Origin of the sequence: Tsukamurella sp. DT100 (assembly GCF_049844855.1) — a bacterium.
GTDB lineage: Bacteria > Actinomycetota > Actinomycetes > Mycobacteriales > Mycobacteriaceae > Tsukamurella.
Window position 1 is genome coordinate 1 of record NZ_JBNCLV010000018.1, and the last position, 24,370, is coordinate 24,370.

The window sequence follows — 24,370 nt, forward strand, 5'->3', positions numbered from 1 at the left end:
TCTAGCGGCTCAGGGCCCCACTCAGGTGGGGCCGAATGAAACCGCCCTACCGGGGCCAGATCAACTTGACATAGCCACAACTCGGCAGGATCCGCCGCCAGCGCGTTCCAAGAGTCACGCTGCATGACCGCGGACGACTCGTTCGTCTTGTCCCAGATGCCGAACACCTCGCGGCGTACATCATCGGGAGACATGTTCTCCACCAGACGCTCGATCGCGGACTTACCCACCCGGAACCCGTACGCCGGATTGACGTCAGACAGGTTGCCCCAGAACCCCGGCGCATCGATGTCCGTGGACACCGCATCCGGGTCGCGGGGCGACATCTCCGCATACACGCCCTTGAACGGCCGGCGCTTCTTCTCCTCGAGTGCACGGTCCCGGCGCCGCTTGAACGCCTCATGCACACCGAGCGCGACGTCCTTCGGCCGCGGCGGCGTACCCATGAAGAACGCCAACCCGAGATCGGACACGTTCATCGCGGCCAGCATGTCCGTCAGGGCCGACTCCACCAGATTCTGGCACTCGTCGTACACCTGCACATCGACCTCAGAGAAGCCGCGGCCAAACCCCGACGCTCGAGCGCCGAACAGGATCCGCGACCCGTTCTCGAAGTGCACACCTCGAGAGTCATCCGTCATCACAACCGGATGCTGGGCGCGCATCTTCGGGCGGATCGCCGGCTTCTCGACGATGCCCGCGATCTTCGTCAGCGTCTCCGACGACGTCCGATCATGGTGCGACGACCAGATCACCAACGTTCCCGGGCGGGACAGGCAGATCGCGATCAGGCCAGCCATGATGCCCCACGTCTTGCCGCACTGCCGGCTGATGCTCAGCGTGACACCCATAACGTCGCACGCCAGTGTCCCGTCCTCACGGACCCCGAGCGCCGCGTACCAGATGTCTTCCTGCCAACGGTCCAGCGTGACGCCCATGCCGGCCAGCTCGGGGGCGATCAGTTCGTCATAGCGGGTGAAAGCGATGTCGTCGGGGATGACGCAGTGGCGGGCTAGATCAACGAGCGGTGCCGGGTTAGCTCGACTTGCGGAACCGGCCGGCATCGAACGGGACCACGTTGCCCGGATCGGTCTTCGGGGTGTCACTCGGCTTTGCGAGGGCGCGCAGGCGAACGATCTCTGCCTTGGCGCGCTCGATCTGGGAGTTCAGCTGCGACCGCAGCTGAGGAAGCTCGTCGAATGCCTCCGCGAGCATCCGGTATCGGATCTCGGCCTCAGCGAGTTCGTCGTTTGCTTCCATCGCTTCGTTGAGAGTGGCGTACTTAGCCATGGGGGACTACCTTCCTGAACCGCCGGTTGACCGCCCGGCGTGGGCGTAGCGCGCCAAAGCCCGGCGCAAGATCAGGCGAATCTCGGGTTCACGTACGTCGGCCGAACCGGTGCAACCTCACGATCACCGGACGACTTCTCACGGTTGCACTGCCGGCAGACACCCTGGCAGTTGTCCAACGCGTCCGCCTCCACCGACGACCAACCCATACGCGCGGCCTCGTCCGAGCTGACAATATGGTCGACCTCGAACGATCGCGGGTCAGGGGAGCGGGCGTCGTAGTCGATCTGCCCAGCCAGGGCCAAACAGTCGGCGGTAATCTGCAGCGCACACGGCGCATCACCGTCACGCCGCCGCACCTCAGCGCGACGTCGAGTGCGGATCGTGGTCGAAGCGAACGGCACGTCTACCCCCTACCCCTGGGTGACACACACATCGGCGTATGCCCCGAGGAGCCGCCCTGTGTGTGCCGAGGGGCACCTCCCCCTGGGGGTCACTGCTCGTCGTCGCAGGTGCAGGTGGTGCCGTTGCCTTCGACCTTCCGCAACGACAGCAGGTCGTCCAGCATCCGGTTGATGTGCGTCTCGGCGTCGACTGCCCGCTGGTGGTTCCCGTGGCGGATGGCGTCGATCTGGATTGCGCGGCTGCGGGGGATCTGGCCGTGTGCGTGGTTGCGTATGCGTTCGGCTGGCGTGGGCAGGTTGAGCGTCATCGGTCGCGGTTGATGTGGTTGGCGAGGTCGTCGAGTGCGGCGATGGTGAGTGCGTGGAGGTAGCGGATGGTGTTGATGAGGTCGTGCATCCGTGTGCTCCCTTGTTGTTGGGTGGGGTTGCTCTCAGCGCGTGTACCCGGTGGTGTGTCGCTGGCGGTTCCCCAAGTTGGTGGTGCGCGCCGGGGTGGGGTGGCTGCCTCGTCACCCCGGCGCGCGGTCGCGTCTCGTGGACGCGGCGTTCGGTTGCGTCGCCCCTTGGGTGACTCCCGAAACGAATGTGCCCCGGTATCGCGTTGGCAATCCGGGGCGGCTGGTTGCAGGGACACTTCACCTGCTGCGGTGACTATAGCACATCGAATCACATGCGTGTAACTATGGGTTGATCTGCGGCTATTCGTCGTCTTCTTCGAGCGTCTGCCAGTTGCCTTTGAGCACCTGGCCCTCCGCCAACCGCAGCAGACCCAACGCTTCGATCTGTGAGGTGCCGCCGGTGAGCTGTACCGCGTACGCCTGGCGTCCGTCGTCGAGGAGGTAGTGGGAGATGAGGAGGCGTGTGCCGATGATGCTGGTGGTGGCGTCGAAGGATGCGGACTCGTCGGTCATGGTGTCTGCTCAAAGCGTTGGCCGATGACCGCGAGCACCTTGTTCATGCAGTCGCCGCACACCCATGCGTCAACGGGGTCTTTGCGCCGTACGTACCGCGAGAACCCTTCATCGCCGAAGATGCCCATCAGTGATTCCCGCCTGGTGGTGTTTATCTTGACGTGGATGCTCGCGTGGGTTGCTCGGTCAGCGTCGGGGTCGTTGGTCTCGTACCCGCAGCCGTCGCAGATGTAGGTGGTGGTGGTCTTGATCATGACCCCTCCTGTGTGCAGTCGTGTTCGCCTCGGACCATCCCGTGCACCCAGCACCAGGTGTAGCGGTCGCCGATGGTGTAGTGCTCGCCGTGCACCAGCGCCGGCCCATCGTCGATCACTGTTCGGCCTCGTAGCTGGTGAGTTTGGATCGGTCGATGCTCGTGCGCATGGCGTCGTAGGAATCCCTCAGTCGGAGGGCGGGCATTGAGAAGCAGTGGCCGGTTTCGATGTTGCGGACGCGGACGGTCACCTCGATCACCTCGAAGGTCTTGCGGTCCTTGCGCCGACGCCAGATGCTTCCGACAGTGGTCATGTCAGCCCCTCCTTGTCGATCATGGCGTTGCCTTCGGTGAAGCGCAGGGACGCCACTTGCTGTCGGGTGTCCTCGCGAACCGGGCGCACAACCGGTACTCCTCGAACGTCTCCAGCGCGCGGTATTCGCTGAGCCGCGACCCTGGCGGCTGTAGTTCCTGGAGCGTCTTCGCGTCGGCGAGTTCGTACCATTGGTCGGCGTCGCATTCGGGGTAGTCGCGGCCGTTCTCGTCGCGGATGCCGAGGACGCAGTCTGGGTGCTGGTGGAAGAACCGTGCGGCGTTCCCTATGCACCCTTCGATCTCGATGACGTCGGCGAAGTCGTCGCTGACGCAGCGGGCGAGGAAGTGGCGTTCTCGGATCCATTCGCGGACTTGAGGTAGGTCGCTGAGGCGGTGGCCCACTTCGCCGTAGGAGGTGATCGGGCTGGCGTGGTGGCTGTGGCATGTGAGGTATAGGGTGCAGCTCATTCGGTGGTTTCTTCCTGGTAGTCGCTGGCTCTTGTCGGCGCGTTCTTCTGGTCGCGTTCGTCGAGTTCGGTGCGGTGTACGGCGAGGAGGCTCCGCATCGTCTGATCCTCGGTCATGCTGCGGACTCCTCACGAGTGATCTTGACACCGGCCAGTCGTCGTTCGATGTCGGCGCGGAATCCCTTCACTTCGGGGATGATCGACAGCCACGGCAGTCCGGGTGCGATGTGGTAGCTCGCGCCCTGCCGACGTACGCGCTTGGAGACTTTGAGTCGTCCGTCGGCGATGGCGAGGACGCGTTGCCGGGCTGCGATGAAGCGGAGGTGTTCGCGTTCGGTGTCCACCCACTCGTGGCCGTGTTCGTGGTTGCGGCGGTCTCGGCGCGCGATCCGCGTGCTCATGCCGCGTCCTTGTCGCCGCCGTGGAAGTCGTACGTGACACCTGCCTGACCGTTGTTGAGTCCGAGCCACGAAGACAGGCCGAGGATCGACTGCAGGCTCGCGAGCGCGTCTTCGATCGGCTTCATCCACCACAGTTCGCGGCGGATGACGGCGGCGAGGTGTTGGGGGAGTCCGTCGTCGGGGCGTCCGTAGATTTCGAGGGCGTCGGTGAGTACGGCGATGAGCTGGTCCGTCTCGTGGGTGTCGGTCATGGTGTCCTCCTGGTGGGGTGTGACTTTCGGGGTAGACGGTTTCGGGGGAATGTCACTCGGCGACGGGCTCGTCCTGGCGGAGCTCGACGTCGGGGATGCGCTCGGCGACCTCCGCCCGCTCCCAGGTGCCGGGCGCCCACACCGCGATGGGTTCGGCCGCCGGGCCGAAGATGGCGATGGGGAGTCGCCGCTCGACGAGGAGGTGGCCGTCGTCGGTGATGCGGATCCAGTCAGCTTCGGGGTACTCGATGCGGCCGTCGGGCAGCGGCCACACGACGGCGTACTTCTGTGACGTGGGCTTCTCGGCGTAGGCGATGGCGTCGGTCATGTTCTCGGTCATGGTGTCTCCTCGGCGTTGGTGGTGCTTTTGTGTTGGGCGTAGCAGTCGGGGCAGAACGTTGCGGACGCGATCTTGGTGACGCCGCTCGGGTCGAGTAGGTAGGTGTCCATGCGGATGCCGATGTGGCGGGCGTCCTTCGAGCAGTCGGCGTGGTCGCTGGTGGGCCACAGAGACACCCACGGCGGGCCGGTCACGGTGATCCGCCGAGTCGGCGAAGGCATGCGGTGAGCGCGCCAGGCAGGGGGTTGCTGCCGATGGTGAAGTGCTGGCGCGGATCGGGTGCGGCACCCAGGATTGGAAGCCAGGTGAGGGCGTACCACCACTGCGGCATCGTCCACATCACCTCACGGGTGAACCCACCCGTCGTACGGATCGGCTTCCCAGGCCAGGCTGCCATGTCCGCGTACTGGTCCAGGATGTCGTCTCGGGCTATCGACGAGACTGAGCCTGTTGGCAGCTCGATCCCGAATGTCACGTCCCGGCGGCTCACGACGGATCCCCGACGGTGTAGCCGAACGTGTCGTCATCACGAGCCTGCGTGGTGATCGTGAATCCGTTCTCGGTTGCGACCACGCTGGTGACACGCCCGAGCAGCGTCATCGGTGCGTCGTGGTCGTCTGTGGCACGCGCCGCCAGAACTTGTCCGACAATGAGTGGCGCCGGGGGCCTATGGCAGAAGTCGATTGCGTCCCTCAGTTCGCCACTTCCCGCGTTGTAGGGCACGGTTCTGGTTCCGTAGGGGCCGTGGACTGTGATCGTCATGCTGCGGCTCCGATCTCGAGTTCGGTGCCGGTCTCCGCGAACACATGCCAGACGAAGGTGGGGTGCCCCGAGGTGAACGCGTCGTCATAGATCCGGTGGTTCATCCACGACACGGATCCCACATGCCTGCCCGCACGCTCCGACAACACGTGACCCGTCCCATGCACATGCAGCACATACCGGCGAGCACGCCCATCCTCTGCGGGCCGAACCAACGCCCACACCGTCAGCATGTCCGGGCCGGCCGATTCGACGTGCAGCCACTTCAACAGCTGGGCGTCCATGACTACGGTGGCACGGTCGGTGACGGGGACGGTGAACTTCCAGACGACGCGGTTCATGCTGCTGCCTCGGTTTCGAAGATGCGGCCCAGGTTGATGATCTGCGTGATCCCCACCCACTGGTGATGGCAGTCGATGCACTCCACGCGGGTCCATACGTCTTCTTGGCGGTGGGCGACGAGGATGGTGACTTTGACGTTTTCGCCTGCGATGCGCCGGTAGGTCCAGGGGCCTTGGTCGCAGTTGGGGCAGGGTTTGTCGTAGAGGCCGACGGTGTCTCCGGTGAGTGCGGAGTGGATCCAGTCGGCCCAGTGGTTGATGGCGCGGGTGATGTCGGTGACGGTTTCGATTTGTGCGGGCGCCCACTTGAAGCTGTTCACGCGGTCCAGCAGGGTGTGGATGTTGTCGCGCCCGTCATGTCCGATGACCGCCGCCCACTCCTTCACCTTCCGCTCGATCTCCTGCATTTTGTCGATGCCGGATAGCCATGCGGTGGGGTGGGATTCGAAGCCTGGTCGTCCGCCGGGGTTGCGTGGCCGGTCGGCGTTTTGGAGGGCTTGTTGGAGTTGGGTGAGGAGTGATGGGGCGGTGTAGGTGCCGTGGGCGTCGTGGTGGGTTTGTGCGGCGCAGAGGTGGTGGTGGGCGTCGTCGAGTTGGCGTCGGGCGTCGGGGAGTGTGTGCTCGTCGGTCATGGGTCAGTCCTCCGTCTTGGGCATCACGACCCACGGATTCGTCGGCTCTACGCTGCGAAGGCCATCGACGATCATTCCCACCGGCTCGGATTCGCCGACGGTCAACGAGACCTCGGGGATAGTGCTGCCCCACGTCAGGGTTGCGGCGCGCAGTCGCTTCCACTCACGGAGGGCACGGAAACGCCACCAACTCGGCTTCGGCGGCAGGTTCGTACGGACGGCGGTGGCGGGCTTGACGTTCAGCTCGGTCAGTGTGCCGACGCGGTACGTGCCGTCGGCGAGCTGCCAGGCGACACGATCGCCGATGCTGAAGTCTCCCAGGGTGTACGGATGGTCGGTCATAGTTCCTCCTTGGTGGTGCACCAGGATCCGCAGCCTCGCGCGTCCCGGTCGGCTTGCGTGTCCTCGTCGTTCATGCGCTGGCACACCCAGCACCAGCGGTAGGTGTGATGCGGCGCGTTCACCAGCGGCCCTTTCCGTACACGGCATCCATCACGTCATCAGCGGCGGGCGAGGGTTCGAGGTTGCCGTGGATGTCTTCGTCGGTACACCAGGAGCAGCCCGTGTTGGCGGCGATCGCCATGGCGACCTTGCGCCACATCGGGTTCGCGGACCGTCGCGCTTCCAGCGCGAGACGCGCCGTGGTAGCCACCAGGGCGATGTCGTCGAAGATCGGGGCACTCATGCTTCACCAGCCCATCCGCCGTTAAGTGCGAAGTCGTACGCCGCCTGGCGCAGTTCGCCGGTCCCGAAGGTCTTGGGCGCGCTCACGAGTCCTCCTTGCTCACCAGGCAGGGGTTCGGCCTGTGCCGGTCACCAACCGGCGGCCGATACGTGGCGAGGATCGCGTGCTCGCGGGCCAGTTCCATCGCCGCCTTCCAGTCAAGGGAGCAGCGCAGCGACCACCCGCATCGACACCCGGCGCGGGTGACGGGTTCGCTGGTGGCGGGGGCGATGTCGACCCACACACTGTGCTCGATCACGACAGTCATGAAGCGGCCCTCCTGTGTTTGAGGTCGGCGTACAGGCACGCCCGACACCGGCGGAACTCATGGCCGTTCGACCTGTGACTGATTGAGAGATTGCCGCCCGAATATGGATGCCCCTGAGGGCAATGAGTCTTCGCCGCGTTCTTGTGGGTGCCATGCAGAACGCGGTCGAGGTGGTTCTCGGAACGCGTGCCGTAGCGCAGGTTCTCAACCCGGTTATTGGTCGGATCGCCGTCGAGGTGCCGAGTCTCCATCCCTTCGGGGCGCGGACCGTAGAAAGCGGCCGCGACAAGTACGTGAACCTTGGCGTTCCAGCGACGGCCTCCGTCGCACAGGTCTACGAGCAGGTGCCCGCTGTCGCTGGGCGTGCCGCGAAGGACCCTGCCGTTGAGACGCCGCTGATACCCGTTGGAACTGGTGATGGTCCGCGAGATTGATCGCACGCGCCCGATATCGGACACCTCGTAGGGCCAACCGTCCCCGACAGCTCGCCACTCCTCCGTCTCGGTCATGATGCGCTCCTGAGTAGTGCTTCGTTGAGGTTGAATGACTGGGCTTCGTGTAGGAGCTGACCGTGAGCGTCGACGTTGGAGAAGTCCCACAAGGGGAGCGTGTCGTATGCCTGGTGTGCTTCCCGGGTCCGCTGGCAACCGTCTGCGGATTGCGATCCAAATGGTCCTGCGCCTCACGACATGTGCCGCCCGGATCGCAGCAAGGGAAGTCCCGCTCAGTCATCATCGACCTCCCCGCGTGCCAAACGGCATTGATGCACCGCGACCTCAAGGCTGATCGGCGTCTGCTTGCGGCGCGCCTTCATGTCCAGGTAGTCAGGCCAACGCCGAGCGGAAGTGCGAGGCATTCCGGCGGCCAGGGCGTCGATGGTGTGCTTTGCCGCGATCTGCGCGGGCATGGGCTCGTGGGCGGTCTTCATGATTCGGCCTTTCGGGCGTCGGCGAGCGCGGCGGTCAACTCGGCCCGCTCAACAGCAAGCGCCGACACGTACGAGCCGATAGCCGCCTTGGCATCACGCTCGGCGCACTCCCGCTCGAAGTCCGCTCCCCGATGCCAGCCCGTCCACGCAGCGATGAAGTCCTCGCGGTGCTCGTCGGACAGGTGCTTACCGCCGGTCCAGACTGCGAGGAACTGGCGGGCGTCTTCGGCGCGCTGGGCGTCAGTGGGGTCGCTCATGATTCGGCCTTTCGGGCGATAAGGGAAGCCACCTGATGCACCGGATCAACAGCAGGCGGCAGGATGTTCAACAGGTGCGCGGTGACCAGCAACGTCCCGTACACCGTCAGCTTCGGGTGCGACACCAGCCAGCGGTCGAACTGCTCGCTGAGTGTGTGGCCTGGGCGGGCTGTGGCGTCGATGGCGATGACCACACCAGCCACCAACGTCCACCCACGCGCCCCAGTCACGACCAGCCCCATCGCCAGTCGCCGGTGACCGCGTACCCGCCGAGCAGCACGAGCATGTAGATCACGGCGACGATGAGTGCCACGGCGAGGGCGGCCATCGGGGCTATGACGAATCCGCCGACGATCCGTCTCCGCAGGCTTGGAACGTCAGGGGTGGTTGCGACGACGATCCCGGCGAGCACTGCCCATGCGGTGCCGAGCACGAGGGTTCCGGCGAGGATGCGCGGTAGGTGTTCGATGAGCCAGGTCACGACGAAGCCTTTCCGTGCCAAGGTTCCGAGTCCATCGGCTTGCAGTGGATGCACTCGCAGTCGTCGCAGAAGCCGTCCCACATGTTTCGCTGACCAGTGGGGGCTGCGTCCAGATCCTCGGCGGTCTCCACCCGACGCGGATCAGGGGCACCGTCGAGCGCGTCTTCGACCCCCCGGCGCACCTTCTCGACGATGCTGTGCAGTCGCAGGTTGTCCCGGCCCGCCCGCAGGAGCAGGCCTTCCCGCATCTCCAACTGCTCACGAAGGTCGCGGATCTCGTCGGCCAAGTCCTCCATCAGGTTCGCCTCGTTAGGGTGGTCCCAGGTACGCAGGCCGACTGCGGTCCGCTTGGCCCTCAGGATCAGGTCGTCGCTCATGTCGCCGTCCCTTCGATGGCGCGGCGAAGTCGCGTCACGGCGTACTGAATGCCCCGGTAGGCGATGTCCGGCCCATCGAGGCGCTTCTCCCCGAGCAAGGCCAGCCACTCGTCGTGCTCAGGGCTGTTGTCGTCCCAGTCGGTTCGGTGGGCTGCGATCACGTTGACTTCGCGCTTGATGCGCTGGATGGTCGCGTTCGCCTCAGCCAGAGCGGCGGTCTGGCGGTCCTGTCCGAGGACTCCGCCGCACCCCGGGCAGGTCACGACTCCCCCTTCAAGGCTCGGCGGAATGCGTCCACGACGTTGCGCCGGACCTCGCGGGCGCTGTTGATCGGCGCGCCGAATCTGCCCAGCTCGGGGTCATGCTGATTCGTCCGTTCCAGGTCGTCGGCCTGCTGGACGATCCGCTCGATGGTCGCGTTCGCCTCAGCCAGGGCGCGGCGATCAGCGGCCAGCTCCCGGACGCACCGCAGGATGTCGGTCACCTCGTCGTCGGCTCCGGCGTAGTCCGCGATGACCTGGATGTCGTTCTGTGCCGCTGCGAGCGCATCCCGCAGGCGGCGCACCAGAGTGGCCGGGTCGTCGACGATCGGCCCGCCCTCGTTGGCGGCCTCCTGCGCGAGCGCCGCGTCGACGGCGCGGATGAGGTCGGTCGGTTCACTCGCCATCGCGGTTCAGCTCCTCGGTGGTGTAGACCAACCTCGCTGTGTCACAGGGCCAATCGACGTTGCAAACGAAGCACTTCGCGATCCAGTAATCGACTCGCCCGTAGTAGCCGTTGTTCCCGATCTTCCGCATCGTGTGGATCTTGCGGATCGGCACGGCCATTTCGCGGGCAGCTTCGATTTCGTCCTCTAGGTTGAACTCCTCAGTCCCTGTGTCGGACTCATTTGGCTTCTTAAGATCGACCACGGCGAGGTCGTCAGCCCCGGCGATCACGGCAGCGAGGTGTTCCGCCCACAGGCGGTAGGTCCGGTACTCGGGCGCGTCCATGTCGGCCCACTCCTGGGCGTCCCAGTTCGGCGACTCGGTACCCATCCACCCGCACGTGCAGCCGTCGACCCACGAGTAGCCGTCGTCCGGGCTCAGCCGGTCCGGCGCGTGGTCCGCGGCAATGGCGGCGAGACGGTCCTCGACGGCGCTCACTCGTCCACCGCCTCGGCAGCCTTCGCGGCAGCCAGGAGCGCGGCGGCTACTTGCTCAGCCTCGTCGGCGAACAGTCCGTCCTCGGCACTCGTGTCGAGTTCGACCAGGCCGTCACTGTCCACCTCGACGTGCGCGTACGAGTCGTAGCCGTCCATGCATCGCCGGTCGTCCTCAGTGAACGTCGCGTCCCATGCCCGCTCTCCGAACGACCCGAGAGGCTTCAGCTTCGGCAACTCCACCACTGCGAGGTCGTCGGAGGAGGCGATCACGGCAGCGACATGGGCGTGGAAGCCCGCACGCCGGGCCACCGGCTCTCCGCAGCGGCAGTAGTCCTTGCCGCGCTGCACCACGAGGTCGTCGTGCTCGGCGATGATGGCGGCGAGACGGTCCTCGACGGCGCTCATGCCACACCCCGCAGCTCCACCGACACGGGCCGGGCGTACACGGAAACCCAAGCCCCCGTCGCCTCATTCGGATTCGCATACCGCTTCCGAGACCAGCACGCCGACACCTGGTTGTCGTCCGCGTACACGCCCGCCGAGGTGAGCGCGTCCCGAACAGCCCGGTCGAGCTTGTCCACGTCGGGCTTACGAACGTGCGGCAGGTCGGTGGCTTGCCTCGGGGTATCTGAAACGCGCGGCATCACGTACGTCGTCATCACGGTTACGGGGATGCCGGCGGGGATGGTTTCGAACGGCTCGAAGTCGAAGCCGGCATGGGGCATAGCTTCCTTGGCGGAGGCGATGACTGACGCGGCCCACTCGGGCAGCTTGGTTGACGATTCGATCATGCGACCGTTGCCGACGTGCCTTTTCGAGCCCTTGGGAGCCGGGACTCCTGCAGCGAAGAACCGGAGGTCCGGTGCGGTGGTGACGGCACTCGTGGATCGCCGGATGATCTCGTTAGCTCGATCGGCGTCTGGCGGGGAGTTCTTGCTGGTCATGTCGGGTTCCTTCCGATGTTGCGAGCCGTTGCAGCGGCTCCTGGAGCTTGACTATACACGAAAGTGCGACTGGACATTGGAGGTTCGCATCATGTGGATTTCCTCGCTGCGATCGCATCGAGTTCCGCCTCGATCTCGGCGCGCTTCGCCGGGTCCATCCGGCCACGCGCCGGCGCCGGGACCGCCCTGGTCGCGGGCCGGTCCAGCGCGCCGACACGGGCCACAACGGGGCCGATCGCGGTGCGCACCTTCGCGTCGATCGCCTGCTCGCGGGCAGCGCGTTCACCTGCGGTTTCCCGCTCCTGACGGTCGCGGCGTACGGCCCTCGAGTACCGGATCACGTCCTGCGGCAGCACCCGGTCACGGTCCCGCTGCTCGTCCGCGAACAAGCTGGTCACACCGGCTTCGAGGTCGAGTTTCGTCAGGTTGTGGACGGCGAAAGCCTTAGCCCAGGCGATGACCATCGCATCATCTGGTCGCGGGAATCCTGCGTCGTAGCAACGGATTTGCCCGAGAATCTGCCCGGTCATGCGCACCTGGTTGGGTGTCGGCATGGCGTCGAGACGGTGCGGGGTCATTCGAGTTCCTTTGTTCCGTGGGCGATTTGGGTTTCGAGCATCTGGGCGGCGCGTTCTCCTGCGTCGATCCATTCGCGGCCTCGGGTCGTGGCTGCGGTCGAGCCAGGGGCAGGTGCGGCGCGGGATTTGAGCACTTCGGACACGAGCGACGGCAGGGTGCGGGGGCCGAGGTTCGGTTTGGTGAGCCACAGGCGCAGGGCGGCGTCGACGGTGGCGGCCGGGGTTCCGGCGTTGAGGAGCGCGCCGGCTTCGAGGGCGAGCGCGGTGCGGGTGGCTTGGGGGTGTTCGTCGGGGATGGCGGCGCGGACGAGGCGCCAGCCGTCAACGGGTACGGCGGGGCCGCCGGGGTGCGGCTCGGGGCTCGCGCTCGCGTTGCTTACAGGTTCCGCTACTACCGGACTATCTGTACTACTACTCCCTTCCCTTCCCTTCCCTAGTGACTGGGACACATCGCGATTGTCACGTGACTTAGCCCGGCTAAGCGCCTTGCGTTCGCGCTCGTTCTTACGGCGTTTTGCCAGCTCATCGACGTTGCTTTGCCACTTCGACCATGAAGGGAATGAGTATCCGAGGTCTCCGTTATCGGCCACCAAGCCTCTCGTTATCAGCTCGTTAAGCGCGCCATAGCTGCGCGATAGCCCGACCATAGCGAGCACCTGGCGGGGCATTGAGCCGCCTGTTTCGTGCGCCCCGCACCATGCCAGGAGCCGCACAAACAACCTCTCGGCGTTGGCGCTGATCGTCGAGAACTTGGGGTCTGTGTAGTACGCGGTGTGCAGGCTGACATTCTCGGCCATCAGGGTGCCTCCCAGTCGTTCGAGTGGGTGAGGCGGTCTCCCGGACCGTCGTCACCCACTCGACCGCTCATGCCGCACCCGCCAACATCGTTGGCCTGCGGAGCTCGAGGAGTTCCCGGATCATGCGACTTCCTTGTCGTATCGGTCGACGGCGAGCTTGAGGACGTCCTCTCGGATCACCTGTTCTGCGCGCTGTTGCGCTTCGACTGAGGCGTTGAGGTAGAGGTCGGCGAGCGCGGTGGTGGGTATCGATGTGTACTTGCCTGCCTCGCGTGCGGGTTGTCCGTTGGCGCGTCGTCGGCGGGTGTCGTAAGCAGCTCGAGCGGCCCGGCATTCGTCGCAGGCTGGTACTCCTCGGCGTCGGTGTTGTTGGAAGCCGGCGTTGGTGCCGTGCTGGATGGGTTTCATGCCGCGTCCTCCTCTTTGGCGCGTTGGGCGCGGATGTGGGCCTTGTCGCGCTCGATGGTTCGCGAGGTGACTCCGAGTCGTTCGGCGAGCTGTGGGACGTTGCCCTTGTGCCATTCGGGTCGGGGGTCGTCCATCCATTCGGCGACTTGGTCGCGCCGGTCGAGGGCCTCGGCCTTCTGTTGGCCGAAGGACTCGCGGCGGCCTGATGGCGTCTCCTCGGGGTTGTCGATGTCGTCCCACTCGAGCGGGAGCGCCCAGCCGGCGCGGATGGCGTACCGGCGGGACTTCAATCCGCCGCCACCGTCGATGAGGTGCAGCCGCGTGTACAGGTCGCGTACCTGGATCGCGACGGCCACGGTCACCTGTCGTTGGGCGCCGGATCGGATCCGGGTTAGCTGCGGTTGCGCCCATCCGAGTTCAGCGCGGATCTTCCCCGCCTCCCAGCCGATCGCTGCGAGCGCCTGCAGCCGGCGCGCTGTTCCGACGTTGGCGATGAGACCTTGTGGGTTCAGTCGCTCGAGCGGTGGCAGTCGGACGGCGTTGAGTGCGCGAACGGTGCTCTCGAATACGGTGTCGTACTCGCCGTTGAGGAGGCCTGAGACGGTTCGGGCGTTGAGACCGGATAGGTCTGCGATCGTGGTCCGCGTGAGGCCGGCGTCTAGGAGTTCTTGGACGCGTTGACGAGCTTGGGCGGTGGGTACGCGTTGGAGTGGTTCCCAGCGGCCGTAGGCGGTCTGGCGGTACTGGTTGGCTCGGTAGTGGGTTCGGCAGAGTCCTCGTGCGAGGTGTTTCTGTTCGCACCCTGGTCGGGTGCAGGTTCGGGTCATGCTGGCATCCGGAGATGTGCGATGACTTGGTGGCGTTCTTCGGTGGTGAGCCCGCCCCAAATACCCCAGTCCTCGTGGGTGTTGAGGGCGTGTGCGCGGCAGGTTGGGAGGATGGGGCAGGTATGGCAGATTCGTTTGGCTTCGGTGATGCGTGCGGCTTGGATGGCGCGTTCGCCTCGTGCTCGGTTGCGTTGCCGGTCTGCGTCGGTGGGGTACCAGAGTTCGGGGTCGTGGCCTCTGCATGCGCCTTTAAGTCGCCAGTCGTCGCGGCTGGTGATGGGGGTGGGCGGGGCGTACGGGTTGTTCATGCTGCCCCCAGGTGTTCGATGTAGGACTCGAGTTCGCTGCGTTTGATGCGGCGCATTTGGCTGTTGGGTGTGGGTGGGACGGAGATGAGGTGTCCGCTGTAGACGAGGTTTTTGATGCTGGATTTGCTGATACGGAGGACTGCGGCAGCTTCTTCGTAGGTGAGTAGTTCGTCGCGCATGGGTGGTGGTGTGTGGCGGGTCATGACGCTTTCCATTCGGCGTTGTAGGCGGCGTTTCGGCTGGGGTGTGTGCTGCGGCGTCGGTTGCCTGTGCGGGTGATTCGGCCGGCGCGTGCTGCGGTGCCGATGATGGAGCCGATGAGGTTGGGGGAGTGGGGTTCGTTGAGGCGTCCGGCGTATCCGGCGAGTTCTCGTGCTCGGTCGGCGATGTCGTCGGCGGTGAACGGTTCGCCGTGCTCGATCCAGTCGTTCAGCGCGCCCCGGATGATGTCGCCGTAGCCGCGGTGGGGTGCGACGTCTGCGGCTTGGACTGCGGACCAGCCTTCGTCACGATGCTCAAGTCCGGCGGTCACGATGCGGCTCCGAAGTCGAGTGTCGGTTCCTGCAGCCGGGTCCGCAGCGACAGATCCAGGTATTCAGCGTTGAGATCGATGCCGATGTACTGGCGTCCGTGGCGCGCGGCTGCGAGTCCGGTGGTGCCGGATCCGCTGAACGGGTCGAGTACGGTGCCGCCGGGCTTGCACCCGGCTTGGATGCAGCGTTCGGCGAGCCGGACGGGCATGGTGGCGAAGTGCGCGCCGGGGAACGGCTGGGTGGCGATCTCCCACACGTCGCCCGGGTTGCGGCCACCTTCGCTGTACTGGCCGCTGTTCGGCCCGGTGGGGCGCATCGCCTTCTGTCCCCGCATGTAGTTCTCACCTTCGCGTCCAGGTGTGGAGACGTGCGGCTCACGGATCGGGCCGAGGTCGAAGTGGTACTGCCGGCTCTTGGTGAGCATGAACAGGTGTTCGTGTCGCGAGCTGAGTCGGTCGGTGACGCTCTCGGGCATCGCGTTCGGCTTCGACCAGATCACGTCGTTGCGGAGAATCCACCCGTCGTCCTGCAGCGCCAGCGCGGTGCGCCACGGCATCCCGAGGAGGTTCTTGTTCGGCAATCCAGATATGACCTTGCCCGCGTTCTGGGCGGCGACGTTAGATCGGCCCCGCCGCGCGCTGTTGCTGCCCTGCGCGGTGTGCCCGCCGGTCGACTGGTAGCTGTCGCCGAGGTTCAGCCACAGGGTGCCGTCGTCGGCGAGCACCCGCCGCAGCTCACGGAACAGGCGCACCAGCCGCTCGACGAACAGCCGCGGGTCCGGCTCGGCACCATGCTCGGACGCCTTGTCTGGGTGCTCGTCGTCGAGGTACGAGCGGAGGCCGAAGTACGGCGGGCTGGTGACAATGCAGTCGACCGAGCCCGCGTCGAGCGTGCGGGCCACGGTGAGCGCGTCGCCGAGGTGCAAGGTGACCGACTCGTCGGTGAAGTACGGCTCGCTCATGACGCCTGTTCCTGGTCGTCGAGTGCTGCCTGCTCTCCCACCGCGGTCAGGGTGTCTCGTCGTGCCTTCGCGGCGGCTTTCACCTCATCGACACGATGCGTGGGCAGACGGTTACCGATGCTGCGGGCGATCCCGTCGATGTCCTGCGTGGTGGCTGCCCGTGCGATGTTCTCGATCTGCGCATCCACCTCCGTATCGGTCAAGGTTGACGGGGCCGGCGGGAGGTCAGCGAGCGGCTCAACGACGAACACGGCTTTGTTTCCGCGTGTGGTCGACAGAAGGAGTCGGGACGTCTCGCTGATACCCGAGACGTGTGACAGGCGGATTCCGCCGACCTTCTTGCCCGCCATCATCACGTTCGGGTCACCGAATAGCTGGACGCGCTGCCCGATCCAGTTGTCGGACTCCTCGCCCCAGATCGCTTCCATGATCTTCAGCAACGTGGCAGGGGGGCGCCAAACCCGAGAGTCCTCGGAGATCGATATGTCGTACTGGGCCTCCTTGGTGCCGACCTTGATTCCGGTGATGGTGGCGACCATGGTCTTACCGCCGAGGAAGTCCTCGTAGTTGAGCTGGTCGGTGTTCTTCTTGACCGCGATTTTCATAGCTTCAACCTCACTGGCGAGTTGTCGAGATCGATGTAGTGGATGGCTTCGGTGCTGGGCAACCCTTCGGCTGCTTCGGCGTACAACCTCTGGCGTTCGATGGCGTTGGCTTCGAACTGGCGGATGGCGTCGAGGATCGGTCGGGTCCATCGCACGTCGGGGAACACGCGCTTCGTGTAGAGCGGGAGTCCGGCGACGAACGACACGAAGTCGATCCACTGGCGGCCTGAGGTGAGCAGGGCGCATTGGAGCTGCGGCATGTGCTCGATCGGGACGGCGTCGGCGATGATGGTGTCGATGTGCGTTGCCGGGCGCGGGCACTTCACCTCGAGCATCCCGTCGGTGTTGATGAGGCCGTCGGGTGAGCAGCCCCATCGGATGCCGTCGACCTCGCGGACCATGAACCCGACCTGTTCGACGGTCACGCCGTTGACTTCGGCATAGCGGTCGCGGGCGTAGGGCTCGTGCTCGACGCCGCGCCACATGTCGTCGGTCATGAACGTGTTGCTGCTGGATTCGCCGGTGATACGTTCGGCGACGAGACGTTTCGTCAGTCCGCGTGATGCGTCGTTGCTGGCGGGCTCGATGATGAGCGGGCTACTGGTGCTCTTGGCCTTGGCGGTGCGCTCGGTGTGCATCGTCTTGATGGGTCCGCCGCGTGCTCCGATGCAGGGGTCGCCGGCTGGCGTTTGGCATGAGGGGCAGGTGTGGTCGATGGCGGTCAAGCGTCGGGTGGTGAGCAGATCTTTCACCGTGCTGGCGGTGACGAGTCCGCGTCGGATGTCGAACCACTCGTCGCTCCGTTGCTGCATCTGGGGGTGAACAATGAGGTTCATCGTCGGTAGCCCTTCAGGAATCCGAGTGCGCCGCGTACGAGTCGTGGTGCTTCGGACGGATACGCCGGTGTCGGTGACGTGGAGGCGGATCATCGGCCCGCCCGTTCCCGTTCACGCGCTGCGGTCTGATCCTCACGGGTGGCACCGAGCACAACGCACCGTGCGGTCCATGCCTCGTTTGCGCTCTGATACACGGCGCGGACCTGCGGCAACACATCGGGGTTGCGCGCGTCGTCGGGCATGAAGGTTTCCCAGGGGATGGGCAGCGCTTCGAGTGCGCGAGCCAGGTCGCGGATCGCGTCCGTGGACTCCGACCACCAAGGCATCGGGAATGCGCCGCCCGTCGGGATATGAGTCAGTGAAACGTCGCGGTTCATGATCAAGTTGCCGTTCTCTTCACGACCGATGGACGGTGCGATCGCGAAGTGTTCGGTGACCAGTTCAGCGGTTACCTCGACAGGGTCGCCGCCAAGGGTGATGTTGACCTGTCCGAGCGTCATAGTCAGTTCTCCTGGGTGAGTTCGTGACGGCGTTCGGTGAGCGTGTTGAGCCACACCTCCGCAACCGGTGCCTGTTCGGCGGGACTGAGATGGGGGTAGTAGGCCCGGGCCAGTTCGTTGGCGTCGGCACGGTCGGCCTCCCAGCGCAGGGCTTCGACGCACTCCGAGGCGGAATCACCGGCTTCGAGTTCGCCGATCAGCGCGTGAAGCACGTCGGCGGCGTACCGCATGGCCGGAGCGTTCGGGTTCCACGGATCCTTTGAGGGCTCCCGAGTGTCGAACTGCAGACCCGTGATGGAGCGGATGAGGTGTAGGTCTTCGTTGGTCAGGTCGCTCATGATCGGTTCTCCTTGGGCTGCAGCACGTCGAGGGCGGTGCTGGTGGGTGTGGTGGGTGCGAGGATGCGGGCTTGGAGCCGTGTCCACTGGTGGTGCAGTTCGGTCATGCGCTTGCGGTGGCGGCGACGGTGAAGGATCACGCGTGGTCTCCGTCGTCAGCCGCCCTCGGGCAGGTGTGTTGGGTGGCAGGCAGGAGGACTTGTCCGCAGTCGGGGCACCTCGGGCAGCACGACAGGTGCATCACCTTCTGGCCGCACATCATGGGGCGGCGGCACTTCGAGCACAGGGTGCTCATGCGATGAGCCCTTCTCGTGCGGCGTGGCGATAGCACATGCCGTGCACGGTGGCGGGCCGCGTGCAATCGGGGTCCGCGAGGCAGTTCGGCACCGTCTGGGACGGCGGGTCGAACACCATGCGGGGGTACTCCCATGGGCGCATCGGTCGAGACTCAGCCTCGGCCTGCCGGATCGCGCGGACCGCGTCCTGTCGTTCGTCGGCGACTGCCCGCTCGGCGTTGAGGCGCTCGTACAACGCTTTGCCGGAGCACGTCGTCGAGCAATGTTGGTGGCTGTCGTAGCGCGGCATGAAGGCGTTGCCGCAGTACAGGCACTTCATCGCCGGACCGCCTTCCACGCCAGCGCGATCAGATCCCGCACGATGTCCCAGTTCGACATCCGCGGGTGCCAGTGGATCGGATCAGGTGCGGGCGACCACGTGGCCGGGGTGCACTCACGGGACCGGGACTGCATCGACGGATGCTGCTGCATGTCGCGGAGCCGACGCTCCTGCTCGTCCATGTAGACGTCGCTGTTCGCCCACGCCTCGAGGTCGCGCCACATCTGCTCGCGGGCGGCGGCCATGACGAGGGGGCGACGTTCGCAGGCGTGGTCGTAGGCGGCGAGCATGCGGAACCCTCGTTCCAGATCCTGTTGGTGGCGGCTCATGCGACGGCGCTCCTCGGGTGATAGGTGGCGTTGTGATCGGCTGCGGCCTGCTCAGCAAGGCCGCGTTCCGTGTGCTTCCAAGTCGCCCGAAACCAACTCGGGTCGAACCCCGAGTCCGGCCAGCACTCAACGCAGGCGAGGGTCAGGTCATCGTCGGGCTGCGGGAATCCGAGACCGAAGGCACGAACGGATTCGACGGTCGCGGTCATCGCTGGGCCTCCCACCGATCGTGATGCTCCTCGTTCGCCAACGCCGCCATCTGCGGGCCGATCTGACGACGAATAGCCGACGAATCCGTGATCTCATCCATCGCCTGCTGCTCGTCGTACTTCGCCGACAACCACCACACCGCACCGAACACCGACGCCAACACGCCGATCGGGAACAGCAACGCCGGCTCCCAGATCGCGAGGTGCACAGAGACGTAGACCGTGGCGGCAACGATCGCCAGACGAGGGAACGCGTTCATGACGACACCGCCGATGCGCGCAGGGTCTCCGAGAGCTTGGCGACGGTGTCAGCGAGGGCGTCAAGCTGCTCCATCCGCTCATCCGCCAAGGTGTCGTCCGGCATGATCGACGCGTGCAGGTTGCGGACCTGCTGCCAGACGTAGTCGAGTCCGGTGGCGACCTGCATGTTGACACTGTTAGATCGGGCGACTCGGCCATGGAGGGCGTCGAGTCTCTGCTGTGTGGTGAGCGGCAGGTGATGCACTGTCGCCTGCTGAGGTGCGGGCATGAGAACTCCTGGGGAGCTGGTTCGCGCTACCCGGGTTGGGGGCGGTGCGGTAAACTGGTGACGCATCCTGTTCTCTCCTTCCGATGGGGCGGGATGCCTGGCCGGTCCGTTGCAGCGGGCCGGCTTTTTCGTGTCCGGGGTTTATGCCGTCTTGCGAACAGGCGGCTGGAGGTTGGAGCTTCGGACGACGAAGAGATCATCTCGCCCGAGCATCTTGGAGATCGCTCTGGCGCGATCGGGGTGGGTGTTGCGGGTGATGCCGTTGGCAAGCTGGGAGATCAGCGAGTGCGAGATGCTGCCCGGCTCGTCGTCGCGGATTGCAGATCGGCGTCGTCGCGCACGGTCCCGGCGCTGCTTCTGTAGCAGCGCCGTCGAGTCGTCCGCGAAGGTGCGGTACGAACCGAGATCCTGCACGTACTCCTTGAACTTGTCGGCCGATACCTGCAGCTCGGCGTAGTCCTGGGGTTCCACTGGTGTTGTCACCTCCTGTTGCTCCAATGTCCAGCAAGAGTATCGCACCTTTCCAACCTTGTAAAGCCTTGAGGGGGAGATTTCTCGCGCTGACATGCGTGACCTGGTGTTACACGCTTGGGATTACTTTCCAGTCTGGATAGTTGGTAGGTTGCCAAGGTCCATCCCTCAGCGGAAGGTTCACGGCATGCCAGCAGTACCGAAAGACCTACCTGCGAAGTACCTCGCGCTCGCTGACGAGACGGGGGTCGATATTCGCAACCAAGTGGACCTTGAGCGAGTGACCGGACTAGCGACTTCCTCGCTCACGAACTTCCTTAACGGGAAGACCCGAAACCCCACGAATGAGACGTGGGTGGCCGTGAGTCGGGCGTTCAGGGTGTCCGTGGATCGGCTGCGTTCAATCCGAGACGACGAGCCCGAAGGGGAGTCGATGACCCTCCCCGAGGGCGCCCACCTTCTGAACCCGGAGCAACGGCGATTGGTGTCGGGGGTGATTGAGGAACTGGTGGAGAAGCAGCGACTAGCCCTCGAGTTGGCTCGCCTGAAAACGACAGGTCGCCTAGGGGAGTCCACCGGGGATGGGGCGAAGCAAGCGAAAGTCACCAACCTTGCGGACCAGCGCCGCAAGCCCAGAGGCTCGCGGCCAAACCCAATCCCCCCGTCGATGCGCAACAGGGAGCTGCACGCCGCCCAGGACAGCGACGAGCCGAGAGGCGCAGACCCCGCCGGAAAGGACGATGGTGAGGAATAGGCACGACCCGCTCTCACCTCGCCGGATCGGACTTACAGCGATGTAATTCCTGGTCAGAGCCGGTTTCTGTCAGCGCGTGGATGTACAACTTCGTCCATGACGACGACCGAACCTTCACTCAATCGCTGGCACCCCTGGCGTGTGCTGCGGGATGAATACCCTGACGTGGACGTGGTGTTCTGCCGCTTCAACGGCAGACGGCGCGGCGAGACGGACGGCGAGACGATATGGCTCGACGAGCGGCTGTCGCAGGCGCAACGTCGGTGCGTTCTGACTCACGAGCTGTGGCACATCCGGCGGGGCATTCTGCCGGCGGATCGAGCGGAGGAGCGCCAGTGCGACGTGCTCGCCGCCCGCGAGCTGATCCCCCTGGGGGTGCTCATCGACGGATTCCGCTGGACGTTGCGTCCGAAGGAACTGGCTACTCACCTCTGGGTGGACATGCACACACTCTCGGTGCGCCTGGACACGCTTGACCCGATCGAGGTCGCGCAGGTGGAGATCCAGACGGACGGGGCGTGGTGGCAGTGGCGTTGACGGATAGGCGGCGGGCAATGCTCGACTTCGAGGCGGGGTGGTGGCGTCAGCGAGGCTCAAAGGAGGACGCGATTACCGCCGAGTTTGGGGTGTCGCCGGTCCGCTACTACCAGTTGCTCAATGAGTGTTTGGACGACCCGGATGCAGTCGCCTATGCGCCGCAGGTGGTTAGTCGGCTGCGCAGGATCAGGGGCCGGTAGACGGTGCCGTTGGTGACGGTGTACAAGGTCGTTCGGCTGGTGTGACGTGCATAGGCTGTGTAGTTGGCTGTGTTACGATTTCAGAAAGCGCCGCTGAGCAGGGGCTCAGCTAAAAGTAGCCCCAACCTTCCAAACTAGCTACGCGGGTTCGATTCCCGTCGCCCGCTCTCGCAGGTCAGGGCCGGTTTCTTTCCGAGGAAGCCGGCCCTGATTCGTACCCGTACCCAAACGGGATGCCCAAACCAGGTTCTACAGCCCCAGCTTGAGACGCCAGGTTGTCGACGGCGGCCTGCTGCCGCTCCGAGGAACGAATTGTTGCCCTGGCCTGCCACGACACGGCATAGGATCCCGTCCATGCACTTCGAGAGTATGCGCGGGGAGCCGCTTCACTACGTTGCCCAGGAGATCCGGGCTGCCGGCGGCGACATCGATCACCCGATAGACCTGATGGTCAGCGTCACTCGCCTGAGCGGCGGGTACAAGCACCTCAAGGACAGCCTGTATGTCGAGCGGAGCGACAGCGACGGGATCTTGCACTACGCCGCGTACTGGATCGACAGCGAGGTTCTGGGGATCGTCGTAACCTCGACACCGACCGATCCAGAGGACACCATCAAGCCGACAACCAAAGGGCGTGTCATCCGATTGGACGCGCTGCAGGAAGTCGCTATCGGCGACACGTGCGTCGTTCGCAACGACTCGTTCATCTCTTCCGACGTCGAGATGGATGCGGCCTGGCGCCTCGTGCTGACCGACGGGAGCGCGATCATCGTGCCAAAGTTCGGCATCCCCGGTGACAGCACGCGAAGAGGTCGCCTCGACAAGTTCATCGACGCCGCATTCGCAGCGATCAGGACTTCCTGACCCTGGGGGTCGACATCTGCCGCGCCCACCCGTTGAGCATAGGCGCTCAGACTGGCTACGGGTCTGGGGCTTCCCGGCCCTCTGTCCAGCGACATTAGGTATTCGGGCCAGATACGAGTCTGGCTTCCCGGGGGATACGAGGGATACGCTTTGCGTGCGGGTGCGCCCCCTCATTTCATGCGGGCAGTGCGGCCCGCCCATAGCTAAGTTGAGGAATTGGGACGATGAGCGGACTGGACAGCGGCACCTTGGGCACCGAACTGGTGACCGACCTCGGTGAGCTGGCGCGCGGCCGGGAGTTCGCGCTCCGTGAGTATGGCTATCGCATCCCGCTTCAGCCGGCCGAGCGTGAGGCGGGTCTTTCGGAGGACGACATCTGGCAGTTCGTGCGGGACGAGGAGAGGGCCGCCGAATGAGGTCGATGGAGTCTCCTCCGAAGTTCCGGGAGGTGAAGATGACGCCGGCCGAGCGGGTAGCTGCGCGTCGGCGTGCTGAGGAGATCATTGCGCGGGCGAAGCGGCGGGCTGCCGAGCGGGCGACGTCGGGCGGGGAACCCGGCGACGATGATGTCTAGCGCGCAAGACGCCCATGAGCGAACGTCGAGTGTGCCTGAACAGCTGCCGGATATTGTGGACATTCTTGCCCACGCTGACGAGCTGGCGGCGAGGTTCGAGTCGGGGGCTTCGACGGCGAGCAGGTGAGCCCCGAGGAGTACGAGAGGCGGCGCCAGTCCGAGTGACCCCTAGCCCCCGGGGGGGCGGAGGGGGGGCTACGCTCGCGCATTTTGCGGCGGCCTCAAATTGGTCGGCCAGAGTCCCGTCTGCAACCCCCCGATTGCAGACGGGACTCTGGGATGATCGATGAGTGGAAAGCCCGAACACGCTTAGCGGTGCCGCCGTCGATGCTCTTCGTCAGCCATTCGACGGTCGTTGTTGGTGGTGCGGATCGACGGACCTGAGCGCAGAGCACAAGTTCAAACGATCCGATCTCGCCAAGCTGGATCCGAAAGCCGAAGGTCTTTACTGGTCGGATGGTGGCCCCGTGCTTCAGCGTATACGCAGCCCAAAGGACAAGCGCGTGAAGTTCACCCCCAACCTCTGCAAGGAGTGCAACAACGCGCGATCGCAGCCGTCGGGTCGAGCCTGGGACCAGATGTTCGACTACATCGACGCCAATTGGCATCGTGGGCTGAGGCGCAATAGGTCGATCGATCTGCGAGCAGCTCTCGGGGATGACAGCGCGCCGCGGAAGATTGCCGAGTATCTCGTTAAGAACATGGGGTGCACGATCTCCAGCTCGGGATTCTCTGTACCGCAGGGACTTCGCGACTTCCTCGATGGTGCCGAGGCAGCACGCGAAATTCAGGGAGCAATGTTCCGATGCCACGAGTGCTGGGATGATGAGCGCGCTGACTCGAATACGAAAGTCGGATCGCTCATCAAGTCGCAGCTGTACGCGGCCCTCGATCCCGAAACGATGAAGCCACGGTCGTTCATGTCCGAGATGGCTGTCGGTCCGATTGGCTTCATCATCGGATGGCTCGGGGCTGGGGACGCTCCGCCAACGTTCTTCGAAGTTGAGCGGACCACGATCCACGACCGACGCTCACTGGCCGAGCCTCAGATTCACGCCTGCGCGCGGGATCGTTTCGCGCGCATCGGCGAGGTGCGTGAGTCTTGAT

The 24,370-nt window shown here is 65.1% G+C and carries 53 protein-coding genes; 6 read left to right on the top strand and 47 right to left on the bottom strand.

Annotated features, from left to right (window positions below; all coding sequences use genetic code 11):
• From ACLQ3K_RS25660 to ACLQ3K_RS25890, 47 genes are all read right to left on the bottom strand, one after another.
• Positions 1–1,064: terminase large subunit domain-containing protein (locus tag ACLQ3K_RS25660; RefSeq protein ID WP_426002173.1), on the bottom strand; the 1,064-nt coding region annotated here is incomplete at its 3' end.
• Positions 1,036–1,290 (bottom strand): hypothetical protein, encoded by a 255-nt coding sequence (locus ACLQ3K_RS25665; RefSeq protein ID WP_426002174.1) that lies wholly within the window; start codon positions 1,288–1,290, stop codon positions 1,036–1,038. The genes ACLQ3K_RS25660 and ACLQ3K_RS25665, both read right to left, overlap by 29 nt.
• Positions 1,291–1,361: 71 nt before the next feature.
• Positions 1,362–1,694: an HNH endonuclease signature motif containing protein gene (locus tag ACLQ3K_RS25670; protein WP_426002175.1), complete on the bottom strand. Its 333-nt coding sequence runs from the start codon at positions 1,692–1,694 to the stop codon at positions 1,362–1,364.
• 89 nt (positions 1,695–1,783) lie between these two features.
• Positions 1,784–2,002, bottom strand: a complete 219-nt coding sequence (locus ACLQ3K_RS25675) for a hypothetical protein (RefSeq protein WP_426002176.1) — start codon at positions 2,000–2,002, stop codon at positions 1,784–1,786.
• Positions 2,003–2,392: 390 nt separating this feature from the next.
• Positions 2,393–2,605 (bottom strand): hypothetical protein, encoded by a 213-nt coding sequence (locus tag ACLQ3K_RS25680; RefSeq protein WP_426002177.1) that lies wholly within the window; start codon positions 2,603–2,605, stop codon positions 2,393–2,395.
• Positions 2,602–2,859 carry a hypothetical protein gene (locus ACLQ3K_RS25685; RefSeq protein ID WP_426002178.1) on the bottom strand — a complete coding sequence of 86 codons (258 nt, stop codon included), beginning with the start codon at positions 2,857–2,859 and terminating at the stop codon, positions 2,602–2,604. The genes ACLQ3K_RS25680 and ACLQ3K_RS25685 overlap by 4 nt, the downstream gene beginning before the upstream one ends.
• Before the next feature lie 115 nt (positions 2,860–2,974).
• Positions 2,975–3,172: a hypothetical protein gene (locus ACLQ3K_RS25690; protein WP_426002179.1), complete on the bottom strand. Its 198-nt coding sequence runs from the start codon at positions 3,170–3,172 to the stop codon at positions 2,975–2,977.
• A 19-nt stretch (positions 3,173–3,191) separates the two neighbouring features.
• A complete protein-coding gene (locus ACLQ3K_RS25695; protein ID WP_426002180.1) occupies positions 3,192–3,641 on the bottom strand; it encodes a hypothetical protein in 450 nt (149 codons plus the stop codon).
• Between the two features lie 112 nt (positions 3,642–3,753).
• Positions 3,754–4,041, bottom strand: coding sequence for a hypothetical protein (locus ACLQ3K_RS25700; protein ID WP_426002181.1), 288 nt, complete (start codon positions 4,039–4,041; stop codon positions 3,754–3,756).
• Entirely contained in the window at positions 4,038–4,292 is a 255-nt protein-coding gene (locus ACLQ3K_RS25705; RefSeq protein ID WP_426002182.1) for a hypothetical protein, read from the bottom strand. The genes ACLQ3K_RS25700 and ACLQ3K_RS25705 overlap by 4 nt, the downstream gene beginning before the upstream one ends.
• A 52-nt stretch (positions 4,293–4,344) precedes the next feature.
• Complete coding sequence (locus ACLQ3K_RS25710) at positions 4,345–4,632, bottom strand: hypothetical protein (RefSeq protein ID WP_426002183.1); 288 nt, start codon at positions 4,630–4,632, stop codon at positions 4,345–4,347.
• On the bottom strand, positions 4,629–4,853 hold the full coding sequence (locus ACLQ3K_RS25715) for a hypothetical protein (RefSeq protein ID WP_426002184.1): 225 nt from the start codon (positions 4,851–4,853) through the stop codon (positions 4,629–4,631). The genes ACLQ3K_RS25710 and ACLQ3K_RS25715 overlap by 4 nt, the downstream gene beginning before the upstream one ends.
• Positions 4,854–5,118: 265 nt before the next feature.
• Complete coding sequence (locus ACLQ3K_RS25720) at positions 5,119–5,394, bottom strand: hypothetical protein (protein ID WP_426002185.1); 276 nt, start codon at positions 5,392–5,394, stop codon at positions 5,119–5,121.
• Complete coding sequence (locus tag ACLQ3K_RS25725; protein ID WP_426002186.1) at positions 5,391–5,735, bottom strand: DUF7352 domain-containing protein; 345 nt, start codon at positions 5,733–5,735, stop codon at positions 5,391–5,393. The genes ACLQ3K_RS25720 and ACLQ3K_RS25725 overlap by 4 nt, the downstream gene beginning before the upstream one ends.
• Entirely contained in the window at positions 5,732–6,367 is a 636-nt protein-coding gene (locus ACLQ3K_RS25730) for a DUF7341 domain-containing protein (protein WP_426002187.1), read from the bottom strand. The genes ACLQ3K_RS25725 and ACLQ3K_RS25730 overlap by 4 nt, the downstream gene beginning before the upstream one ends.
• A gap of 3 nt (positions 6,368–6,370) precedes the next feature.
• Positions 6,371–6,709, bottom strand: a complete 339-nt coding sequence (locus tag ACLQ3K_RS25735) for a hypothetical protein (RefSeq protein ID WP_426002188.1) — start codon at positions 6,707–6,709, stop codon at positions 6,371–6,373.
• A gap of 118 nt (positions 6,710–6,827) precedes the next feature.
• Complete coding sequence (locus tag ACLQ3K_RS25740) at positions 6,828–7,052, bottom strand: hypothetical protein (protein ID WP_426002189.1); 225 nt, start codon at positions 7,050–7,052, stop codon at positions 6,828–6,830.
• A gap of 82 nt (positions 7,053–7,134) precedes the next feature.
• Positions 7,135–7,359: a hypothetical protein gene (locus tag ACLQ3K_RS25745; RefSeq protein WP_426002190.1), complete on the bottom strand. Its 225-nt coding sequence runs from the start codon at positions 7,357–7,359 to the stop codon at positions 7,135–7,137.
• Positions 7,356–7,868 carry an NUMOD4 motif-containing HNH endonuclease gene (locus tag ACLQ3K_RS25750; protein WP_426002191.1) on the bottom strand — a complete coding sequence of 171 codons (513 nt, stop codon included), beginning with the start codon at positions 7,866–7,868 and terminating at the stop codon, positions 7,356–7,358. The genes ACLQ3K_RS25745 and ACLQ3K_RS25750 overlap by 4 nt, the downstream gene beginning before the upstream one ends.
• A 215-nt stretch (positions 7,869–8,083) precedes the next feature.
• Positions 8,084–8,287 carry a hypothetical protein gene (locus tag ACLQ3K_RS25755; protein ID WP_426002192.1) on the bottom strand — a complete coding sequence of 68 codons (204 nt, stop codon included), beginning with the start codon at positions 8,285–8,287 and terminating at the stop codon, positions 8,084–8,086.
• On the bottom strand, positions 8,284–8,544 hold the full coding sequence (locus ACLQ3K_RS25760) for a hypothetical protein (RefSeq protein ID WP_426002193.1): 261 nt from the start codon (positions 8,542–8,544) through the stop codon (positions 8,284–8,286). The genes ACLQ3K_RS25755 and ACLQ3K_RS25760 overlap by 4 nt, the downstream gene beginning before the upstream one ends.
• Positions 8,541–8,738 (bottom strand): DUF7427 family protein, encoded by a 198-nt coding sequence (locus tag ACLQ3K_RS25765; RefSeq protein WP_426002194.1) that lies wholly within the window; start codon positions 8,736–8,738, stop codon positions 8,541–8,543. Before ACLQ3K_RS25765 ends, ACLQ3K_RS25760 begins: the two co-directional genes overlap by 4 nt.
• Before the next feature lie 32 nt (positions 8,739–8,770).
• Positions 8,771–9,025: a hypothetical protein gene (locus tag ACLQ3K_RS25770; protein ID WP_426002195.1), complete on the bottom strand. Its 255-nt coding sequence runs from the start codon at positions 9,023–9,025 to the stop codon at positions 8,771–8,773.
• Entirely contained in the window at positions 9,022–9,402 is a 381-nt protein-coding gene (locus ACLQ3K_RS25775; RefSeq protein WP_426002196.1) for a hypothetical protein, read from the bottom strand. The genes ACLQ3K_RS25770 and ACLQ3K_RS25775 overlap by 4 nt, the downstream gene beginning before the upstream one ends.
• Positions 9,399–9,665, bottom strand: a complete 267-nt coding sequence (locus tag ACLQ3K_RS25780) for a hypothetical protein (protein WP_426002197.1) — start codon at positions 9,663–9,665, stop codon at positions 9,399–9,401. Before ACLQ3K_RS25780 ends, ACLQ3K_RS25775 begins: the two co-directional genes overlap by 4 nt.
• Entirely contained in the window at positions 9,662–10,069 is a 408-nt protein-coding gene (locus tag ACLQ3K_RS25785; protein WP_426002198.1) for a hypothetical protein, read from the bottom strand. Before ACLQ3K_RS25785 ends, ACLQ3K_RS25780 begins: the two co-directional genes overlap by 4 nt.
• Positions 10,059–10,547, bottom strand: coding sequence for a hypothetical protein (locus ACLQ3K_RS25790; protein ID WP_426002199.1), 489 nt, complete (start codon positions 10,545–10,547; stop codon positions 10,059–10,061). Before ACLQ3K_RS25790 ends, ACLQ3K_RS25785 begins: the two co-directional genes overlap by 11 nt.
• On the bottom strand, positions 10,544–10,951 hold the full coding sequence (locus ACLQ3K_RS25795) for a hypothetical protein (RefSeq protein WP_426002200.1): 408 nt from the start codon (positions 10,949–10,951) through the stop codon (positions 10,544–10,546). The genes ACLQ3K_RS25790 and ACLQ3K_RS25795 overlap by 4 nt, the downstream gene beginning before the upstream one ends.
• On the bottom strand, positions 10,948–11,490 hold the full coding sequence (locus tag ACLQ3K_RS25800; RefSeq protein ID WP_426002201.1) for a RusA family crossover junction endodeoxyribonuclease: 543 nt from the start codon (positions 11,488–11,490) through the stop codon (positions 10,948–10,950). Before ACLQ3K_RS25800 ends, ACLQ3K_RS25795 begins: the two co-directional genes overlap by 4 nt.
• Before the next feature lie 89 nt (positions 11,491–11,579).
• Positions 11,580–12,068 carry a hypothetical protein gene (locus tag ACLQ3K_RS25805; protein WP_426002202.1) on the bottom strand — a complete coding sequence of 163 codons (489 nt, stop codon included), beginning with the start codon at positions 12,066–12,068 and terminating at the stop codon, positions 11,580–11,582.
• Entirely contained in the window at positions 12,065–12,865 is an 801-nt protein-coding gene (locus tag ACLQ3K_RS25810) for a hypothetical protein (RefSeq protein ID WP_426002203.1), read from the bottom strand. Before ACLQ3K_RS25810 ends, ACLQ3K_RS25805 begins: the two co-directional genes overlap by 4 nt.
• Before the next feature lie 120 nt (positions 12,866–12,985).
• Positions 12,986–13,273 carry a hypothetical protein gene (locus ACLQ3K_RS25815; protein ID WP_426002204.1) on the bottom strand — a complete coding sequence of 96 codons (288 nt, stop codon included), beginning with the start codon at positions 13,271–13,273 and terminating at the stop codon, positions 12,986–12,988.
• On the bottom strand, positions 13,270–13,629 hold the full coding sequence (locus ACLQ3K_RS25820; RefSeq protein ID WP_426002205.1) for a hypothetical protein: 360 nt from the start codon (positions 13,627–13,629) through the stop codon (positions 13,270–13,272). Before ACLQ3K_RS25820 ends, ACLQ3K_RS25815 begins: the two co-directional genes overlap by 4 nt.
• Before the next feature lie 467 nt (positions 13,630–14,096).
• Positions 14,097–14,408: a WhiB family transcriptional regulator gene (locus ACLQ3K_RS25825; RefSeq protein WP_426002206.1), complete on the bottom strand. Its 312-nt coding sequence runs from the start codon at positions 14,406–14,408 to the stop codon at positions 14,097–14,099.
• Positions 14,405–14,611, bottom strand: coding sequence for a helix-turn-helix domain-containing protein (locus ACLQ3K_RS25830; protein ID WP_426002207.1), 207 nt, complete (start codon positions 14,609–14,611; stop codon positions 14,405–14,407). Before ACLQ3K_RS25830 ends, ACLQ3K_RS25825 begins: the two co-directional genes overlap by 4 nt.
• A complete protein-coding gene (locus ACLQ3K_RS25835) occupies positions 14,608–14,940 on the bottom strand; it encodes a hypothetical protein (protein WP_426002208.1) in 333 nt (110 codons plus the stop codon). Before ACLQ3K_RS25835 ends, ACLQ3K_RS25830 begins: the two co-directional genes overlap by 4 nt.
• Complete coding sequence (locus ACLQ3K_RS25840; protein WP_426002209.1) at positions 14,937–15,902, bottom strand: DNA-methyltransferase; 966 nt, start codon at positions 15,900–15,902, stop codon at positions 14,937–14,939. The genes ACLQ3K_RS25835 and ACLQ3K_RS25840 overlap by 4 nt, the downstream gene beginning before the upstream one ends.
• On the bottom strand, positions 15,899–16,507 hold the full coding sequence (locus tag ACLQ3K_RS25845) for a hypothetical protein (RefSeq protein ID WP_426002210.1): 609 nt from the start codon (positions 16,505–16,507) through the stop codon (positions 15,899–15,901). Before ACLQ3K_RS25845 ends, ACLQ3K_RS25840 begins: the two co-directional genes overlap by 4 nt.
• On the bottom strand, positions 16,504–17,436 hold the full coding sequence (locus ACLQ3K_RS25850) for a lambda exonuclease family protein (RefSeq protein WP_426002211.1): 933 nt from the start codon (positions 17,434–17,436) through the stop codon (positions 16,504–16,506). Before ACLQ3K_RS25850 ends, ACLQ3K_RS25845 begins: the two co-directional genes overlap by 4 nt.
• Positions 17,433–17,843 (bottom strand): hypothetical protein, encoded by a 411-nt coding sequence (locus ACLQ3K_RS25855; RefSeq protein WP_426002212.1) that lies wholly within the window; start codon positions 17,841–17,843, stop codon positions 17,433–17,435. Before ACLQ3K_RS25855 ends, ACLQ3K_RS25850 begins: the two co-directional genes overlap by 4 nt.
• 2 nt (positions 17,844–17,845) lie before the next feature.
• Positions 17,846–18,181, bottom strand: a complete 336-nt coding sequence (locus ACLQ3K_RS25860; protein WP_426002213.1) for a hypothetical protein — start codon at positions 18,179–18,181, stop codon at positions 17,846–17,848.
• Between the two features lie 291 nt (positions 18,182–18,472).
• The gene (locus tag ACLQ3K_RS25865) at positions 18,473–18,796 is read right to left on the bottom strand and encodes a hypothetical protein (protein WP_426002214.1); all 324 of its coding nucleotides are present in this window, start codon (positions 18,794–18,796) and stop codon (positions 18,473–18,475) included.
• The gene (locus ACLQ3K_RS25870) at positions 18,793–19,125 is read right to left on the bottom strand and encodes a hypothetical protein (RefSeq protein ID WP_426002215.1); all 333 of its coding nucleotides are present in this window, start codon (positions 19,123–19,125) and stop codon (positions 18,793–18,795) included. Before ACLQ3K_RS25870 ends, ACLQ3K_RS25865 begins: the two co-directional genes overlap by 4 nt.
• Positions 19,122–19,334 (bottom strand): hypothetical protein, encoded by a 213-nt coding sequence (locus tag ACLQ3K_RS25875; RefSeq protein WP_426002216.1) that lies wholly within the window; start codon positions 19,332–19,334, stop codon positions 19,122–19,124. Before ACLQ3K_RS25875 ends, ACLQ3K_RS25870 begins: the two co-directional genes overlap by 4 nt.
• Positions 19,331–19,594 carry a hypothetical protein gene (locus ACLQ3K_RS25880; RefSeq protein WP_426002217.1) on the bottom strand — a complete coding sequence of 88 codons (264 nt, stop codon included), beginning with the start codon at positions 19,592–19,594 and terminating at the stop codon, positions 19,331–19,333. The genes ACLQ3K_RS25875 and ACLQ3K_RS25880 overlap by 4 nt, the downstream gene beginning before the upstream one ends.
• On the bottom strand, positions 19,591–19,761 hold the full coding sequence (locus ACLQ3K_RS25885; protein WP_426002218.1) for a hypothetical protein: 171 nt from the start codon (positions 19,759–19,761) through the stop codon (positions 19,591–19,593). Before ACLQ3K_RS25885 ends, ACLQ3K_RS25880 begins: the two co-directional genes overlap by 4 nt.
• A 243-nt stretch (positions 19,762–20,004) precedes the next feature.
• On the bottom strand, positions 20,005–20,334 hold the full coding sequence (locus tag ACLQ3K_RS25890; RefSeq protein WP_146489230.1) for a hypothetical protein: 330 nt from the start codon (positions 20,332–20,334) through the stop codon (positions 20,005–20,007).
• Positions 20,335–20,521: 187 nt separating this feature from the next.
• Here ACLQ3K_RS25890 and ACLQ3K_RS25895 point away from each other — a divergent pair, with 187 nt between their 5' ends.
• The 6 genes from ACLQ3K_RS25895 to ACLQ3K_RS25920 all read left to right on the top strand — a co-directional run bounded on the left by ACLQ3K_RS25895 (position 20,522) and on the right by ACLQ3K_RS25920 (position 24,369).
• Positions 20,522–21,088, top strand: coding sequence for a helix-turn-helix domain-containing protein (locus ACLQ3K_RS25895; RefSeq protein WP_426002219.1), 567 nt, complete (start codon positions 20,522–20,524; stop codon positions 21,086–21,088).
• Between the two features lie 96 nt (positions 21,089–21,184).
• Complete coding sequence (locus tag ACLQ3K_RS25900) at positions 21,185–21,625, top strand: ImmA/IrrE family metallo-endopeptidase (protein WP_426002220.1); 441 nt, start codon at positions 21,185–21,187, stop codon at positions 21,623–21,625.
• 17 nt (positions 21,626–21,642) lie between these two features.
• A complete protein-coding gene (locus ACLQ3K_RS25905) occupies positions 21,643–21,825 on the top strand; it encodes a DUF3263 domain-containing protein (RefSeq protein WP_426002221.1) in 183 nt (60 codons plus the stop codon).
• A gap of 354 nt (positions 21,826–22,179) precedes the next feature.
• Positions 22,180–22,689, top strand: a complete 510-nt coding sequence (locus ACLQ3K_RS25910) for a hypothetical protein (protein ID WP_426002222.1) — start codon at positions 22,180–22,182, stop codon at positions 22,687–22,689.
• Positions 22,690–22,913: 224 nt separating this feature from the next.
• The gene (locus tag ACLQ3K_RS25915; RefSeq protein ID WP_426002223.1) at positions 22,914–23,105 is read left to right on the top strand and encodes a hypothetical protein; all 192 of its coding nucleotides are present in this window, start codon (positions 22,914–22,916) and stop codon (positions 23,103–23,105) included.
• A gap of 448 nt (positions 23,106–23,553) precedes the next feature.
• Positions 23,554–24,369, top strand: coding sequence for a hypothetical protein (locus tag ACLQ3K_RS25920; RefSeq protein ID WP_426002224.1), 816 nt, complete (start codon positions 23,554–23,556; stop codon positions 24,367–24,369).
• Position 24,370 lies beyond the last annotated feature (1 nt).